This window comes from Streptococcus mitis (assembly GCF_946188375.1).
GTDB lineage: Bacteria > Bacillota > Bacilli > Lactobacillales > Streptococcaceae > Streptococcus > Streptococcus mitis_CX.
Genome location: NZ_CAMHUS010000005.1, coordinates 1 through 14,565, shown reverse-complemented (window position 1 = coordinate 14,565; position 14,565 = coordinate 1). Strand labels below are relative to the sequence as shown.

Annotated in this window: 20 protein-coding genes, 1 tRNA gene and 2 pseudogenes; 18 read left to right on the top strand and 5 right to left on the bottom strand. The window is 36.8% G+C overall.

Going from position 1 to position 14,565, the window contains the following annotated elements:
* Window positions 1–50: 50 nt before the first annotated feature.
* The 5 genes from recX to N8M16_RS05865 all read right to left on the bottom strand — a co-directional run bounded on the left by recX (window position 51) and on the right by N8M16_RS05865 (window position 4,262).
* Window positions 51–827 (bottom strand): recombination regulator RecX, encoded by a 777-nt coding sequence (recX, locus tag N8M16_RS05885; RefSeq protein WP_261069799.1) that lies wholly within the window; start codon window positions 825–827, stop codon window positions 51–53.
* A gap of 89 nt (window positions 828–916) precedes the next feature.
* On the bottom strand, window positions 917–2,083 hold the full coding sequence (locus tag N8M16_RS05880; protein ID WP_261034303.1) for a tyrosine-type recombinase/integrase: 1,167 nt from the start codon (window positions 2,081–2,083) through the stop codon (window positions 917–919).
* Between the two features lie 311 nt (window positions 2,084–2,394).
* On the bottom strand, window positions 2,395–3,159 hold the full coding sequence (locus tag N8M16_RS05875) for a hypothetical protein (RefSeq protein WP_261034687.1): 765 nt from the start codon (window positions 3,157–3,159) through the stop codon (window positions 2,395–2,397).
* Between the two features lie 185 nt (window positions 3,160–3,344).
* Window positions 3,345–3,614, bottom strand: a complete 270-nt coding sequence (locus N8M16_RS05870; RefSeq protein ID WP_033676327.1) for a hypothetical protein — start codon at window positions 3,612–3,614, stop codon at window positions 3,345–3,347.
* Between the two features lie 15 nt (window positions 3,615–3,629).
* On the bottom strand, window positions 3,630–4,262 hold the full coding sequence (locus N8M16_RS05865) for a helix-turn-helix transcriptional regulator (RefSeq protein ID WP_261069798.1): 633 nt from the start codon (window positions 4,260–4,262) through the stop codon (window positions 3,630–3,632).
* A 201-nt stretch (window positions 4,263–4,463) separates the two neighbouring features.
* Here N8M16_RS05865 and N8M16_RS05860 point away from each other — a divergent pair, with 201 nt between their 5' ends.
* The 18 genes and pseudogenes from N8M16_RS05860 to N8M16_RS05775 all read left to right on the top strand — a co-directional run bounded on the left by N8M16_RS05860 (window position 4,464) and on the right by N8M16_RS05775 (window position 14,560).
* Window positions 4,464–4,661, top strand: coding sequence for a helix-turn-helix domain-containing protein (locus tag N8M16_RS05860; RefSeq protein WP_115904581.1), 198 nt, complete (start codon window positions 4,464–4,466; stop codon window positions 4,659–4,661).
* A gap of 14 nt (window positions 4,662–4,675) precedes the next feature.
* Window positions 4,676–5,281: a Rha family transcriptional regulator gene (locus N8M16_RS05855; RefSeq protein ID WP_125393964.1), complete on the top strand. Its 606-nt coding sequence runs from the start codon at window positions 4,676–4,678 to the stop codon at window positions 5,279–5,281.
* 11 nt (window positions 5,282–5,292) lie between these two features.
* Window positions 5,293–5,547, top strand: a pseudogene (locus N8M16_RS05850) (hypothetical protein); the annotation flags it as partial.
* A 100-nt stretch (window positions 5,548–5,647) separates the two neighbouring features.
* Window positions 5,648–6,076 (top strand): hypothetical protein, encoded by a 429-nt coding sequence (locus N8M16_RS05845; protein ID WP_000517935.1) that lies wholly within the window; start codon window positions 5,648–5,650, stop codon window positions 6,074–6,076.
* Between the two features lies 1 nt (window position 6,077).
* Window positions 6,078–6,227 (top strand): hypothetical protein, encoded by a 150-nt coding sequence (locus tag N8M16_RS05840; protein ID WP_185761633.1) that lies wholly within the window; start codon window positions 6,078–6,080, stop codon window positions 6,225–6,227.
* A gap of 207 nt (window positions 6,228–6,434) precedes the next feature.
* The gene (locus tag N8M16_RS05835; RefSeq protein WP_261034693.1) at window positions 6,435–6,740 is read left to right on the top strand and encodes a hypothetical protein; all 306 of its coding nucleotides are present in this window, start codon (window positions 6,435–6,437) and stop codon (window positions 6,738–6,740) included.
* Complete coding sequence (locus N8M16_RS05830) at window positions 6,721–6,900, top strand: hypothetical protein (RefSeq protein WP_419991723.1); 180 nt, start codon at window positions 6,721–6,723, stop codon at window positions 6,898–6,900. The genes N8M16_RS05835 and N8M16_RS05830 overlap by 20 nt, the downstream gene beginning before the upstream one ends.
* Window position 6,901: 1 nt before the next feature.
* The gene (locus tag N8M16_RS05825) at window positions 6,902–7,108 is read left to right on the top strand and encodes a hypothetical protein (RefSeq protein WP_261034694.1); all 207 of its coding nucleotides are present in this window, start codon (window positions 6,902–6,904) and stop codon (window positions 7,106–7,108) included.
* A gap of 4 nt (window positions 7,109–7,112) precedes the next feature.
* Window positions 7,113–7,376, top strand: coding sequence for a hypothetical protein (locus N8M16_RS05820; protein WP_061439918.1), 264 nt, complete (start codon window positions 7,113–7,115; stop codon window positions 7,374–7,376).
* Between the two features lie 2 nt (window positions 7,377–7,378).
* Window positions 7,379–7,894, top strand: a complete 516-nt coding sequence (locus tag N8M16_RS05815; protein WP_261069797.1) for a hypothetical protein — start codon at window positions 7,379–7,381, stop codon at window positions 7,892–7,894.
* The gene (locus N8M16_RS05810; protein ID WP_261069796.1) at window positions 7,887–9,338 is read left to right on the top strand and encodes a virulence-associated E family protein; all 1,452 of its coding nucleotides are present in this window, start codon (window positions 7,887–7,889) and stop codon (window positions 9,336–9,338) included. The genes N8M16_RS05815 and N8M16_RS05810 overlap by 8 nt, the downstream gene beginning before the upstream one ends.
* A gap of 619 nt (window positions 9,339–9,957) precedes the next feature.
* Window positions 9,958–10,518 carry a coiled-coil domain-containing protein gene (locus N8M16_RS05805; protein ID WP_261034699.1) on the top strand — a complete coding sequence of 187 codons (561 nt, stop codon included), beginning with the start codon at window positions 9,958–9,960 and terminating at the stop codon, window positions 10,516–10,518.
* 176 nt (window positions 10,519–10,694) lie between these two features.
* Window positions 10,695–10,971: pseudogene (locus N8M16_RS05800) on the top strand (HNH endonuclease signature motif containing protein).
* A gap of 208 nt (window positions 10,972–11,179) precedes the next feature.
* A complete protein-coding gene (locus tag N8M16_RS05795) occupies window positions 11,180–11,434 on the top strand; it encodes a hypothetical protein (RefSeq protein WP_261034700.1) in 255 nt (84 codons plus the stop codon).
* The gene (locus tag N8M16_RS05790; protein WP_261034701.1) at window positions 11,434–12,252 is read left to right on the top strand and encodes a hypothetical protein; all 819 of its coding nucleotides are present in this window, start codon (window positions 11,434–11,436) and stop codon (window positions 12,250–12,252) included. Before N8M16_RS05795 ends, N8M16_RS05790 begins: the two co-directional genes overlap by 1 nt.
* 36 nt (window positions 12,253–12,288) lie before the next feature.
* On the top strand, window positions 12,289–12,681 hold the full coding sequence (locus tag N8M16_RS05785; RefSeq protein WP_000417893.1) for a hypothetical protein: 393 nt from the start codon (window positions 12,289–12,291) through the stop codon (window positions 12,679–12,681).
* Window positions 12,682–13,071: 390 nt separating this feature from the next.
* Window positions 13,072–14,427: a 23S rRNA (uracil(1939)-C(5))-methyltransferase RlmD gene (rlmD, locus tag N8M16_RS05780; protein ID WP_020903149.1), complete on the top strand. Its 1,356-nt coding sequence runs from the start codon at window positions 13,072–13,074 to the stop codon at window positions 14,425–14,427.
* Between the two features lie 61 nt (window positions 14,428–14,488).
* A tRNA-Glu gene (locus N8M16_RS05775) sits at window positions 14,489–14,560 on the top strand.
* Window positions 14,561–14,565: the final 5 nt, after the last annotated feature.

The following is a 14,565-nucleotide window of genomic DNA, read 5'->3' as shown; positions in this document are numbered from 1 at the left end:
ACTATTGTACCATAAAATTACCTAAAATCTGTGAATTTTACATGAAAATATTAAAGATATTCTCTGAGAGCGCTTGCTATATCCGAAAAATCGTAGCCTTTTCGTGCTAAAACTTGGGTTAAACGCTGTTTAAGTTCGTATCCTTCATATTTTCGGGCATACTTAGAATATTGCTTATCAAGTTCCCTGAAGATGAGTTCCTGAGTCGTTTCTTGGTCAACTTGACTATCCAAGTCGTCAAAGGCACTTTTAGCATCAGAATAGGAAAACCCCTTGTTGGTTAGATTTTGGATTATCTTATCTTGCAAGGCACGAGCTGGAAGTTTTCCCTCATATTTTTTTAATAGTTTATTAGCTACACGTTGAGCAACTTCCGAAAAATCAAATTCTTCCAAGTTCTCTTCTATAGTGGATTTTGAAATCCCTTTTTGTATTAGTTTCTGAGTCAGTACATAAGGCCCCTTGTCTCCTGAAAGTTGATTGGCATTGATGATAGCATAAGCGTACTGAGCATCATTAATCCACTTATCTTCTTTAAGATTAATAATGACTTGAGAAACGATGTTTTCGTCAATATCGTATTTTTTCAGATATTCTCTGACCTCTTTTTCAGTACGTGCTTTAAAGGATAGGTGGTAGAGGGCTAGATTCTTACCGTAAGAAAATTGAGCAAAGTCCTGAATCTCCTTCAATTCTTCTTCACTTATCACCTTATCTCTTGATAACATAAAACGAACAATAGTATCTTCAGTAATGTAGCATTTGTCGCCATTATCAAGCTCCATCAGATAGAGTCTTTTTTTCTTTTCAAGTTTTGTGATTTTCATAGTTCTATTATAACTCAAAATGTGAGAAAAAGCTGAACCCCCTTGATATAGCCGTTTTTTGTCCCTTAATGATGAATTTTAAGAACTTTTTAGGAACTTTGTAAATTCTCAATGGCTTTTTCATAAAAGGAAGTCGCCTTTTTCTCATTGTCTTTGGATAGGTGACTATAGATATCCATAGTCATTGAAATTTTAGAATGGCCTAGCCGTGTTTGGATTTCTTTATAAGGCAGTCCTGCATTGAGCAATAGACTAGCGTGGGTGTGTCGGAAGGCGTGGAAACTCAAACGAGGACATCCAGCCAGTTTTAAATGCTTTTCTAGTCTGAATCTGAGCGCTCCAGCTTCTCTATAATTGTCAAAGGTATCAGAGAACACTTTTTCAAAAGTTACCCCTATTTCCCTACCTATTTGGGATTGTCTTGCTTTATAGAGCCGAAGCATGAGTACCGTTTTGGTATCCAGTGCGATTTCTCTAATACTACTTTTACTTTTAGGGCTAGTGATTTCCTTGAGGGTGTTTAAAGTCTTGGTAACTGAAATACTACCGTTTTGTAGGTCAATATCAGACCATTTCAAGGCTAGACACTCACGAATACGCAAACCAGTCGCTAGAAGTGTCTTATATAACACCGTATCGGAGAAATTTTTATAAGTGTTTGGCAACTGATCTAGATAATCTAAGAATTTTTTCAAATTGTCGTCATCCAGATATTTCAGTCTTTGCCCTTCTTTGGGTTTGCGCCGTGGGACGATGATATCACTAGCTGGGTTTGAAGCAATGACTTGCAAGGAAACGGCATAGGATAATATGCGTTTATTTAAGGCATGAAGCTGGTTATATTGCTGATAACCTTTCCCTAGTTGGTTATAATCTATTGCCCACTGGTTTACCTGGTGCTGAATGATTGGGGGTGTTAGTTTATCTAGTTTGTAGTCTCCAAAGGCTGGTAGGAGATACTTTTTTATGTTGTTTTTTGCTCCTATGAGGGTACTATGTTTGACTGTATGGCAATAATTTTCCAGCCAGAGTTCCGTCAATTCCTGATAGGTGGTAACATTAACGGTTTTTGTGACTGTTGAGCCGTTTTTTTCAAACTCTACCTTGGCTTGGACAGCCTTGCTTTTGAGCCTGTTCTTAGTTCTGTCTGAAATAGTTGTCTTGACTTTCTTACCTGTTACGGTATCGATGCCAAGATAAACGCTGGAACGGTAAACTACTGATCCATCTTTCTTTTTGTATTCTGTAATCTTCATGGTTTTACTCCTTTTCCATCAGCAGGCAAGCAATTAGAAAAGATTTTGAGTTTGTACCATGCGAGGAGCTACGAGAATGCCCCTATTTTCGATTTTAAGCAGTCGGACGGTAAATTGTACCAGAATAGAAAACAAGGCGAATATGGGGGAGTTTTTTATTTTAAGTTATGTTTACTAGAATATAAAAAGAAAAGTAGCCGTATCAAATACGGCTACTATCACGTTATGGATCTAAAATCCAAATGTAAACTTTATGGAGCTAAACTCCTAATAGCTGTATTGTAATATAATTATTAAAAAATGTCAAGAGATTAGAAAAGGTATAATTCTTTTAACTTTTCGTTAATTTTGTCCAATGTGTTATCAGATACTTTCATTTTTCCAATTGGATCTAATCTATTTTTCTTTAAAATTCTATCTTTGCTGATTGTTTGAAGGTTATTACACTTGGCATAAGAACGCTTAATGTATTTTTTGTAGTATTGAGTTAATTCAATAACGTCATTTATTTCTGATTGTGTCCGTTTAAGGTTATCATCGTCTATTATCTTAGGTTGAATTATTTCGTTTGAAAATTGTTCTGTATAAGCTTGGTAGACATCCGATAAGGCACCTTCAGTAATTGCATTATTGGAATCTAAATATTTTAGGTAGGCAAATAATTCTTTGTGTAATTTTTCAATATATTCATCAAGCAAAATAGAAGGATATTCTGCAATGACTTCGTCTATGAGTACAGTATCTATTTGATTTTTAGATGTTAGAGGAATTACTGTAAGTGTTTTTTTATAGGGACTATCTACTTTGTCTAAGACAATAGCCCAATGATTATTTGATAATTCTCCGCCTATATTTACACCGAACTCTACGAATACCAGAGAACCACGACTGAATTTCCAATATTTTCTTTTTTGAGTCTTGGCTTCAAATAAGAATTGTTCAGATTGTCTTTTAACTGCTGGTGCAAGAAATCTGTATTTAGAAGATGTATGCTTTGCTTTACCAAGTTTATAGAGTTTTTCAACTTCTATGTAGTTTTGTTTGGTTTGTTCAAAATATGGATTTTCTTTGTTCATTTTAATTCTCTCTATATATGCCCACGATTTCGCCGATGGTTTAGAAGATATTAGTCATCTCTATTTATCAATTTTGCCGTTTTTGCACTTTAGTCTGTAAAATCGGCTTTCTATTCTTCAATTTCCCCTGTTTTTGCACAATAGACCATGAAAAGATGGTTGCTATTGGCGAATATGGGGGAGTTTTATAGAATTTTTTCAAATACCATAGTGGCTTGAATGCGGTCGCCACCACCTAGTCCTTTGCTTCCACCATTGGCGGTTGTGATTGTATGCAGGCGGTAGCCTTTTGCTACTTGGGTGTTAATGACGTTTTCTAATTCTGTCAAGTTTCCTGAACCAGTACCAAAAAATTTCTCTTTTAAGGTTACTTGAAGGACTACATAGTGTAAATCAGTAGCATTTGAGGCAGTTGAGTGAGTGCTAGCATCTTTAATGTTATCAAAAAATCCCATGATAGTTACTCCTTGTTATTTATTATCTTTTTCTGATAAAGATTTAGTTTTAGATTGTGGTAATTTGTTAATGAGTTCTAGTATTAAATGTTTACTATCGTTATCTAAAATGAGGTACTTATAAAGTAAGTCTGAAATTTCTGTTTCTTTTAGTTCATCAAAATCTAGTATAGCATCAAATAATCGTATAAAAAAGTCGTTTTCACCAATACCTTCTACAAGAGCATCGTAAGCAGGATTTCCGTGAGAATTAGTTCCGTATTTTTGATTTATACGTTGTTTTATAAGTTCAATTTGTTCAATAGTTTTTTTATCAAGTTTATACTGCTCAGTTGATTTACCTAATTTCTTTTCAAGTCTTTCCTTAGTATTTAGATGTTTGATTAAATTATTACGGTATTCTTCAAACTCTGCTCCACTATTGAAAGTCATTAATTCATCACCATAACCTAATAAGTAGGATACACTAACCCCAAAAAATTCAGCTAATTTCTGGGCTTTTATAGGTTTTATTTGACGCTCTCCTTTTTCCCAATAAATGTAAGTTCTTTTTGTAACTCCTATTACATCAGCTATTTCTTGCTGGGTCATCCCTTTTTTGCCGTTAAATTCTTTATTTAACCTCAATTCTTTTAACTTATTATCCATATTTTAAAACACCTTTCAAAAGTATTTTACCACGTTTTTTTACAATGTTGTAAAAAAAATTCAACATTTTTTAGAAAAAGTATTGACATTGCACAAAAAGTACAATATAATATTGCTGTCAACAGAAAGTTGTACAAAAAGTACACCATATCAAACACCTTTCAATCAATTATGGTGAAATTTCTAAAATGGAGGTAAAAAATGAGAAATAACATGAGATTGTTATTAGCGAAGCGACGCAAAAAAACCGCTGATGTTGCAAAAGCTACGGGAATTTCAAAAAGTACCTTAACGGCTTTGTATTATGAACGTGCAAAGAATCCAAGTATTGATACATTGAAAAAGGTATCTAGTTACTTAGGAGTTACACTTGATGAATTTCTTGATACGAAATATTAGAAAGGAGCGAACCAATGGAACTGGTTTATATGGACGGCAAGAAAGAGCCGTACACCACAAGCGAAATCATCGCTGAATGTGCTGAAGTAAAGCATGATACAGTACAAAGTTTAATAAGAAATCATCAAGAGGATTTTGAAAGTTATGGAATAATCGGATTTGAAATCCGTAAATTAGATAGGCGAGGGCGACCGATGAAAATCTATCGTTTGAACGAGCAACAGGCAACCTTGCTGATCACTTATCTAAAGAATACTGAACCAGTACGTCAATTTAAAATGAACCTAGTCAAAGCATTCTTTGAAATGCGTGATGAACTTTCTAAACGCTATCTTCAACGGGAACTGGAAAAGCCAAAGCGCAAGACCTTAACCGAAGCTATCAAATCATGGGAGAAAGCACCTCAGCATGCCTATAGCACTCTTACAAACCTACTGCTAAAGGGAGCGACTGGGAAAAACAAAGCCCAACTCATGCAAGAGCGAGAAAGTGAAAACGGTATTGACAGTTTAACAAGCGCGGAACTGACAAACTATCAGCGTTTGGAAGATATGGCAATAGCGATGATCAACTTGAATATGAGATATTCAGAAATTAAAGAACTAATTTTTAAAGCATAGGAGTATAGAAAATGGAAAATGATTTTAAGACAGTTACAAATGCCAAGGGAGTAGAAATTCCTAAGTATTTCAAGGATTTTAAAAAGCTAGTTGAGAAAGACAGACAACTAGCCGAATATCTTTGTATGAACTACGAGGATTTGGACAGTGAAGACCTGGGCGCATTTCTTGAAACGATGGAGCAGGGATTTAGCTGGATTCTGGAACTTATCGAAAGTAAAAACTTGCTTTATAGCCCCCAGACAGGGAAAAAAGGCAACAAAAAAGTCACTTGCGGAGATTTTGGCGACCGAAGCAAGCGACAAGATTCAGGTTATAGATATTTTTTCTATACCTTGATTATAGCATAGAAAGACAAGGTATACAATGGGAAAACAACATCAAGCAGTAAAATTCAAAGATATTGCTGAAAAATTGTCAGAATTAGAGGGCAAAAATTTAGAAGAAATCGCTGGAGTATTAGGTTATCGCAACTTGGAGAGTTGCAGGGTCAACCTTTACAATCTGAGACAAAACAAGCGTCTAGGATTTGAAGTAGAAAAAGGGGTGTACTCCAAGTTCGCACTCTTGGACGATTCGGTAAAAGAGGAACTGGAAGACAAGGAATTGTCAGACCGTGGGCGCTATTTGAAGAGCGTAGATCGCTATAAGGCAATGCTAAACGCCTTTTCTATCGCTTTTGATAGCACGGTCAAGGCGGAAACCAGACAAAAAGCAGAACATGACGGCTTGAAAGCCTTGGACAGAATCCCAGATAAGCACTACGCCCTACTTTATGACATGATGGAGGGCTAGGATGGAAGCAAAAAACCACTTCGCTAGATTCATGCGTAGAGGCATGGAGTTAGCAAGGCAATTACATAGTAAAGAAATTCAACGTGATGAATTTGATAGAGCCTGGAAAAGATTAGGCGATCAAATCGAAAATGAAACGAAGAAAAACTAAGAAAACCGAAGTGCAGGCAAGCAATTAGAAAAGGTTTTGAAAAACGAGTGCTGACACGGCGACTCTAAGCACTTGTTTAGCAAAAATGTGGGTGATTACCCACGAAACATCACTACAAGCGTCCGTCAACTTGGGGCAAATGCCCAGCGTTTGGAGTGGTGCTAATCTGGTATAGGAAAAAGCAGGAAAAAGGCACAGGAAAACAATATGACAGTAAACATAAAGGAAATTCAAGAGCAAGGGGGCAGACTTGGAGATGTGCTTCCCAGAATTGAATTAGTTAGACAGTTGAGCAATTCGCTGATAATAGCGAAAATTAACGGAGCAGATACTGCTATCTTATCTGAACAGACGGCAGAGGGCTTGGCCGTTATTCGTGACCAGATGGAACAACTCTATAGAGAGTTGGACGGGATTGCAGTTTATCTCCTTAATTGTGAGAATTTTGAAGAATTGGGGTACAAGTCAGATGATAACACCAGATATAAGAAAAATGACACAAGCAGAATTTGATTGTTTTATGGCCGATTTAAAAGTAAACAATCCGAATTTATTTCAGTTTATCGTTGATTTTATCAATAAAAAAGTAACCGTTGAAGAAGTTGAAGCTTTCCAAAAGATGGAGCCTGAAGTGCAACAGTTATATATCAAGAATTACAAAGCGAGGGCATAGCATGAATGAACTAGATTTAAGCAATACACAGGCGCTTATTTTTACCGTGATTTTGATTGGCTTTCTAATTTACCTAAACCATCGAGACCGCAAAAAGAGCGCCCAACTGGAGCGAGAAAACAGGAAACTAGGAGAAAGTCCTCGCGAGAGTTTAAGCCCAGACTATGGGCGGTATATCCAGCTTGCAGGGGTTAAGCCGTGGAGGTGATGATATGTTTGAAAGGATGATTGAAGAAATTCAAATAAAAATATTAGAAGCCTTAGAACGTTACCTAAAAAGTCATGAGAAAATACCTCCACGAATCATTGGGTTGATTTCTGCAAAACGAGTACAGGAAGAGTTAGATATAAAATATCTGACCTTACAAAAATGGGAAAGAATGGGCTTGAAGCGTTATCAGCCTCCTGGGGACGATAGCAGAAAAGTTTATTATAAAGTGGACGAGATCCGTAAGTTTATGGGGGTAGGAGAATGAGAATGAGAATGATAGAGTTAACCCTATCAAGTGACAAATTATCCTTATTCGGCTTTCTCAAGTCTACCCCTACCCAAGTTTGGAAGAATGGGGAACACTTCAAATTTATCTACTTTGAACCGATTGGCGAAGCGCTGACGGATTTCCACTATAAAGGTTTGTATGTGGCAGTTAAAGACGAAAAAGAGGAAGTAGAGGGTTGGAGGTTAGTTAGAGACTTGGAGATAGTTTTGGCCAGTCCTGATTTGCTGATGATCCTGAGAGATTTAGAGGTAAACAAATTGACAGAGCAACGGCAGGGGCTTGGAGTGGAGTTAAAAGGCTGGGTTTTTGACCTGATTTGTAATGGCATTTATACCAGGTATGAGACTTCACTTTTTGTCCGCTTGCTATTTGTGAATGGCTACAGTTTTAGTCAGCTGGTGGACTTGTTTTCTGCAATCGTTAAGCGGAAAGACCTAGCAAGCTATTTTCTAGAAGTAGCAACAAAATTCTATAAGGAGGTGGCTTTTGAATAACAATGACATTGTAAATAAAATCATTGAAGAGAATCAGCAACAACTACCGCCTACCGTGGTGGACTTGACCCAAGCAAGGGAGACCAATGAGGAAAACAATTGCCTGAATCTTACGCCTAAAACCAAAGGAAAAGGCTTTGTCATAAACTTGGACAATCTCAAGAAGATTTTGAGCGGAGATAGCAAGCTAAAAGGGGCGATACAGTACAACACTTTTACATATGAAATTGACGTCACTAAGTACATTAAGTTAAATGGTAGAACCTTGAGCGGAACAATCGATGACCTGATTATCAGAGAGATTAGGGCTTATATTGCTACCAAGTACAAGATGGATTATAAAAAAGGAGATATAGCTGATATCTTGGAAGTTGTAGCTGGAGAACATAGTTACAACCCTTTAAAAGACTATCTGGAATCTTGCGAAAGTGAGTATAAAGAGTTAGTGAATCAGCGCGATCCCTTTGATATTTTAAGGCATTATCTCAATATCAAGGATGATGAATATAACCGTATTATCATGGACTTGTTTTTCCGTGGAGCGGTTGCCAAGGTGTTTGACCCTACCGTTAAGTTTGACTTTGTATTGGACTTGACTGGACGGCAGGGAGTAGGAAAGACCCAATTTTTTGAGGGGCTTTTCACTCACAAGTATTTTACAACCGTTGAGACCTTCACAGATAAAGACGACAAGGCTAGAATGGTAAGAAACTGGTGTGTATTTGATGATGAGATGGTGGCCAGTAAAAAGGCTAGTTTTTCAGAATTGAAGAAATTCATCACGGAAACCAAACTAGAGTTTAGACCGCCTTACGCCTCCAGTGATAGGCGACTACCTAAGAGTTTTATCATTGTCAGGGCAACCAATGACCATGATTATTTGAACGACTTGACAGGGGAAAGGCGCTTTCTGGTTGCCGAAGTACACAAAGACACCGCCTATAAGGGCAGGAAGTGGACAGAGAAAGACCGTAGAGCCTTTTGGGGTGCTATGGTGGTAGCTTGGAGAGATAACCAAACGTTGAACCTGACAGATGAGCAGGAAAAGCTAGTAAATGAGGTTAGAAGCCGTTACAAGTTTGTAGATGAAATCCTTGAGGATGTGGAGCGCTATTTAGGTACTCCTTACCCAAAAAGAATGTATCAGTTCCCAATGACCGACAGAATGCGCTACTATTATATCTATGATATGATGAACGAGGGATACTATAGAAATAATAGGGGTGGAACTGTTGAACTGGACACAGACACCTATGGCGAACTGGTGGACAGGGACAAGATGACCATTAATCTATTTTTTCAAGAGGTGTATTTGACTGACAAAGTACCGCCAAAGGATAAGGCTAAGGTTAAAAAGTATATGCAAAACCGAGATGGCTGGGAACATAGGCGATCAACAAGATTTGGTAAAAGTATTAAACCAGCTTACGTTAAAAAAATGTAGTCAGTGTAGTTTATTTTTAAAAAGTGGCTACATTTTAAATAGGAAGAAAACCCTTGATACATAAGGGGTTAGAAATAAGTGTTGTTTTTACTATTTTACTGACTACACCCCTAAACCCTTGGTATTATTGACTTTTATATAAAAATGTAGTTATTTTCTATTTATTAAAGAGTATATGAAGATAAGAGATAAAGGCGTTTATTGTTTATTTTTTTTGGAGCAAGGTGACTACATGACTACGCATGGCGAAAAGCCTTGAGGTTGTAAGGCGGATAGCGTAGTCACTAGATAGCCCAAAATGACTACACTTTTTGAAATTGTGAGGAATAGACCTAAAAAGGAATGAAAAAAGTAACTTAAATGAGTAACTTTTAAGACTGGAATCATACTTGTATTTTACATAATGAGAAAATGTAAATAGGAAATCACAAAAATAGCCCTCCCCCCTTGATAGATAAGGCGAGAAGGGAGGTCGCTTAAATTTAACAGAATAGAAGATATGTTAAATATAACAGTAGTGAAATGAGGTGAAAATGTTAGAAAAACCAAGGATAAGAAACGAGACAAATTAAATTAACGATGTATACAAAAAATACTTAACAAAGAATTGGAGAAGAAAATGAATGTAATTGAAAAAAACAAAAAGAAACTAGAAGAAGTACGTAACCAACAAGCGAAAGAATTAGCTGAAATCAGTGATCATTTACCAATAATCGAATCTGAAATTAGTTCACAATATGAAGAATTGGCTGTTGCTGAAGCCAACCTGGATGCTGACTCTTACACCAAAATTGAAGAAAAGATTTCCGTATTAAATAAAAAACGAGAATTGTACCAAAAACGTCTTAGTAGCATTGAAAATAAGAATTATATTTCTAAAGAACAGACGCAAAGTATTGAGGAAGAGATCCGTGATTTTATGAAAAAAGAAGATGATAGATTATTAAAAAATGCTAGTAATCTTCTTAAAGAACTTGAAGATCTTTATACAGAATGCAATAATTTAAGAAATGAAGCTGAGAGCACAATACGTGACTTACAAACAAACTTTACCACTAAAGGCATTACAGGATTTAATTTTTATTCCTACGAAATCAAAGGCGAAAATCTTCGTGATGCAATGAATTTCTTCAAGGAGTTTGAAGCGTATAAATTTATTTTAAACTATAATAAAAAATAATAAAATCTTCAATAAAAATATAAATGTATGAGAGACTCAGAGCTGAGAGTAGGGGGTGGGTGCACTAAAAACACCCCTGCTTTGATAGATATCGAGGGGGTACATTTGAGAATACCAACCCCCTCCGTGCAGACCGTAGTGGACCACATAGAGTAGCCTTTGAGAAGAACAAGAAGATTATCCTAAAGACAAGAAATACTTGTGAGATATGTGGCCAGCCTGTAGACAAAGGACCTGAGATATCCTCATCCATTAAGTCCAGTCATTGACCACATCGTTCCAGTAAACAAGAACGGACATCCATCTGACATTGCTAACTTGCAGTTGGCGCATTGGCAATGCAATAGACAGAAGTCTGATAAGCTGTATGCTGACGATAGGTCAGCCAATGCTACTATTGTAGGCAATCGCAATCTGCCACAGTCAAGAGATTGGACAAAGTATAGAGCTTGAAGAAACCAAAAAAGAAAAATTATATTATTTTTTAAAAATATCAAAAATAATAAATACTTAAATTTTGAAAAAATAACAGATATGTGTGAAGTAAGTCCTAGCTAAAGTATAGGGGGGATACCCCCCTCCCTCTCGGAGCTCCCGAACTTCACGCCGTCACTGTACATATTTTCTCGCGAGCGAGAAAGACAAAAAGGAGTAAACAGGATTGAATGAAACCACTTTAACTAGAAAATGCTCCAAGTGTCATGAGACCAAAGAATTATCTAGCGAAAACTTTTATAGAAAGCATTCAGACAAGAAAGGTTTCTCAAAAGTTTGTAAGCTATGTAATAAAAAGAAGGACGCGGAGCGTTACCAAAAGAAAAAAGACAAGATATTGACCCAAAAGAAACGATACTATAGACGGCAGAAAGAGCGTCAAAATGGAAAAGGCAGTTTAATCGAAGGAGGTGGAAAGTAATGGAAGATATGTTTCCGGCTCTACTCCAGAAAATTAAGACCGAATTTGAAAAGGCTAGACTTGATAGTGAGATTCTGGAAGAGTTGCTAGAAAAGTTAGAAGAGAATAAAGCTAATTATCTGGACGCCAATCAATATGCTATAGAAATTGGTGAAATACTCTCAAAGGTTTTAGGAACTTACTTAAGTAATGAAAGCCTACCAGATGGCAAGATGTACTATAATATCGCTAAACGATTGCTGGAAGATGTTTTAGGTCGAAACTATGACCTTGTAAGTGATTATACTGAAAAAGTTCAAGAAGATTTAAACCTTAGGGCTAACCTTCGCATTCCTGCTCAAGTTCCTGAGTTGAATCAAGATAGGATTGACGGCTTAGTAAATCGTTTAGCTAGTGAAGACGATTTTGGAGCTGTAAAATGGTTAGTAGGTGAAACGATTGTTAATTTTACCCAGAGCATTGTAGATGATACGATTCAAAGAAATGTGGTATTTCAGTATAAAGCAGGACTTAGCCCTAAAATCACTAGAAGAACGGCTGGAAAGTGTTGTAAGTGGTGCCAAGAACTGGAGGGCAGTTATAAATATCCTTCCGTTCCCCATGATATTTACAGACGGCATAGTAATTGTAAATGTACCGTTGAATATTATCCGCAAGATGGGAGACGGCAGAACGTACATACCAGAAAATGGAGTAATATCAATCAAGAAGATGTGGAGCGTCGAAAACAGATAGGTATAGAGTCTGCTGAAGAACGTAAAAGAAAACGAGATGAAAGGATTGCCAAGTTTGGGAATCCTAGAAGAAGATTAAGCTAGGCATAAGTTGCAGGAGTAGAAAGGTTGTCGTTAAAAATGGAGCTGGATAAGTTTAAAACGATGATGAACGTCAGAAAGCGGATGACTTACTTTCTGAGATTTCAGAGGATGGCAGGAAGTGAAAACCAAGTTACAATAGATGAAGAGGCTTGGAAACTTGTCTTACCTGATCAGTGGAATTTGACTAGTAAGCATGAAAAGGCAATCAGAGAGAGTCTAGAAACATTTGTCCATGATATCAATAAGATAGAGAACAAGCGAGCCAGAAAATACTTTATTATCCATTATTGTTACATGAGGAAGAAAACAGTAAGTGAATGTTTAGAAATTGCTGGGACAAAATCCACTAATTATCATAGATACAAACAGATAGCTGTCTTAAACTTTGCTAGAATTCACCAGAACGGAGAACTAGAAGCATATAAGTAGCCATCAGCTGAATAACTGGAGTCTAGGACGCCCCGTTTTAGGGCTTCATCATATAGAACTCCATGAATCAACTAGAAACCCTTAGAAATGAATCTAGGGGCTTTTAGATTTCAGAATATATTGGTTGGTGATATATGGTATAATGGTGATAGGTAATAAAAAAGCACGTTTGACCGTGCTAGTTTCTTGCCTGCTGAACTCATCATATAGTATAGTGGCTCCTTTGTGGGGCTTTTTTTGTGAACATTTTTAGGAACTTTTAAAGAATTTAAAGAAAATATAAGGAAATATGATTTTAAAGAAAATCAGGAATATCAAGGCCTTTACTTACTAATGAAATATAAAAATCAAGCGGTAGCGGAATAACTCAAAATGTGATAAGATAGGGGTATGAATCTGAAAGTGAAACAAAAAATACCATTAAAAATTAAGCGCATGGGAATTAATGGTGAGGGAATCGGCTTTTATCAAAAAACATTAGTCTTTGTGCCTGGTGCTCTCAAAGGAGAAGATATCTATTGTCAGATTACTTCTATTAAACGTAACTTTGTTGAGGCAAAATTACTGAAGGTCAACAAGAAGTCTAAATTTCGAGTTGTGCCGGCTTGTACTATTTACAATGAATGTGGAGGCTGCCAAATCATGCACCTGCATTATGATAAGCAGCTGGAGTTCAAGACGGACTTACTTCACCAAGCGCTGAAAAAATTTGCTCCTGCAGGATATGAAAACTATGAAATCCGCCCGACGATTGGAATGCAGGAACCCAAGTACTATCGTGCTAAGTTACAATTTCAGACTCGAAAATTTAAAAATCAGGTCAAGGCGGGCTTATATGCACAAAGCTCTCACTATTTAGTAGAGTTGAAAGACTGCCTGGTACAAGACAAGGAAACCCAAGTGATTGCTAATCGTCTAGCAGAATTACTTACTTATCACCAGATTCCAATCACGGATGAGAGAAAAGTTCTAGGTGTTAGAACTATAATGGTCCGACGAGCAAGAAAGACTGGACAGGTTCAGATTATTATTGTTATAAATCGTCAGCTTAATTTAACCCTGCTGGTAAAAGATTTAATTAAAGATTTTCCAGAAGTTGTGACAGTAGCTGTTAATACCAATACAGCTAAAACCAGTGAGATTTATGGTGAAAAGACAGAGATTATCTGGGGACAAGAGAGTATTCAAGAAGGTGTACTCGATTATGAATTTTCACTATCTCCTCGAGCATTCTATCAACTAAATCCTGAACAAACAGAAGTCCTCTATAGTGAGGCTGTAAAAGCCTTGGATGTTAATAAAGAAGACCATTTGATTGACGCTTATTGTGGAGTTGGAACGATTGGATTTGCCTTCGCAAAGAAAGTTAAAACATTAAGAGGTATGGATATTATTCCAGAAGCCATTGAAGATGCCAAGCGAAATGCTAAAAGAATGGGATTTGACAACACACATTACGAAGCTGGAACGGCAGAAGAGATTATTCCTCGTTGGTACAAGGAAGGCTACCGAGCAGATGCTCTGATTGTGGATCCACCACGTACAGGTCTGGATGATAAGTTATTAGATACTATTCTTACCTATGTACCAGAAAAAATGGTCTATATTTCTTGCAATGTTTCGACCTTGGCTCGTGATTTAGTACGTTTAGTAGAAGTCTATGATCTCCATTATATCCAGTCGGTTGATATGTTCCCACACACTGCTCGAACGGAAGCTGTTGTAAAATTAATAAAAAAAGTTTAAAAAAGTAGTTGACAAGTCAGAAAAAGCCTGTATAATAGTAAGAGTTGAAAATAACAACTCTGGTCCGTTGGTCAAGGGGTTAAGACACCGCCTTTTCACGGCGGTAACACGGGTTCGAATCCCGTACGGACTATGGTA

Excerpts from the sequence above, each read along its gene's own strand:
- recX (WP_261069799.1), bottom strand. The coding sequence starts at position 827 with ATGAAAATCACAAAACTTGAAAAGAAAAAAAGACTCTATCTGATGGAG.
- N8M16_RS05880 (WP_261034303.1), bottom strand. The coding sequence starts at position 2,083 with ATGAAGATTACAGAATACAAAAAGAAAGATGGATCAGTAGTTTACCGT.
- N8M16_RS05875 (WP_261034687.1), bottom strand. The coding sequence starts at position 3,159 with ATGAACAAAGAAAATCCATATTTTGAACAAACCAAACAAAACTACATA.
- N8M16_RS05870 (WP_033676327.1), bottom strand. The coding sequence starts at position 3,614 with ATGGGATTTTTTGATAACATTAAAGATGCTAGCACTCACTCAACTGCC.
- N8M16_RS05865 (WP_261069798.1), bottom strand. The coding sequence starts at position 4,262 with ATGGATAATAAGTTAAAAGAATTGAGGTTAAATAAAGAATTTAACGGC.
- N8M16_RS05860 (WP_115904581.1), top strand. The coding sequence starts at position 4,464 with ATGAGAAATAACATGAGATTGTTATTAGCGAAGCGACGCAAAAAAACC.
- N8M16_RS05855 (WP_125393964.1), top strand. The coding sequence starts at position 4,676 with ATGGAACTGGTTTATATGGACGGCAAGAAAGAGCCGTACACCACAAGC.
- N8M16_RS05845 (WP_000517935.1), top strand. The coding sequence starts at position 5,648 with ATGGGAAAACAACATCAAGCAGTAAAATTCAAAGATATTGCTGAAAAA.
- N8M16_RS05840 (WP_185761633.1), top strand. The coding sequence starts at position 6,078 with ATGGAAGCAAAAAACCACTTCGCTAGATTCATGCGTAGAGGCATGGAG.
- N8M16_RS05835 (WP_261034693.1), top strand. The coding sequence starts at position 6,435 with ATGACAGTAAACATAAAGGAAATTCAAGAGCAAGGGGGCAGACTTGGA.
- N8M16_RS05830 (WP_419991723.1), top strand. The coding sequence starts at position 6,721 with ATGACACAAGCAGAATTTGATTGTTTTATGGCCGATTTAAAAGTAAAC.
- N8M16_RS05825 (WP_261034694.1), top strand. The coding sequence starts at position 6,902 with ATGAATGAACTAGATTTAAGCAATACACAGGCGCTTATTTTTACCGTG.
- N8M16_RS05820 (WP_061439918.1), top strand. The coding sequence starts at position 7,113 with ATGTTTGAAAGGATGATTGAAGAAATTCAAATAAAAATATTAGAAGCC.
- N8M16_RS05815 (WP_261069797.1), top strand. The coding sequence starts at position 7,379 with ATGAGAATGATAGAGTTAACCCTATCAAGTGACAAATTATCCTTATTC.
- N8M16_RS05805 (WP_261034699.1), top strand. The coding sequence starts at position 9,958 with ATGAATGTAATTGAAAAAAACAAAAAGAAACTAGAAGAAGTACGTAAC.
- N8M16_RS05790 (WP_261034701.1), top strand. The coding sequence starts at position 11,434 with ATGGAAGATATGTTTCCGGCTCTACTCCAGAAAATTAAGACCGAATTT.
- N8M16_RS05785 (WP_000417893.1), top strand. The coding sequence starts at position 12,289 with ATGGAGCTGGATAAGTTTAAAACGATGATGAACGTCAGAAAGCGGATG.
- rlmD (WP_020903149.1), top strand. The coding sequence starts at position 13,072 with ATGAATCTGAAAGTGAAACAAAAAATACCATTAAAAATTAAGCGCATG.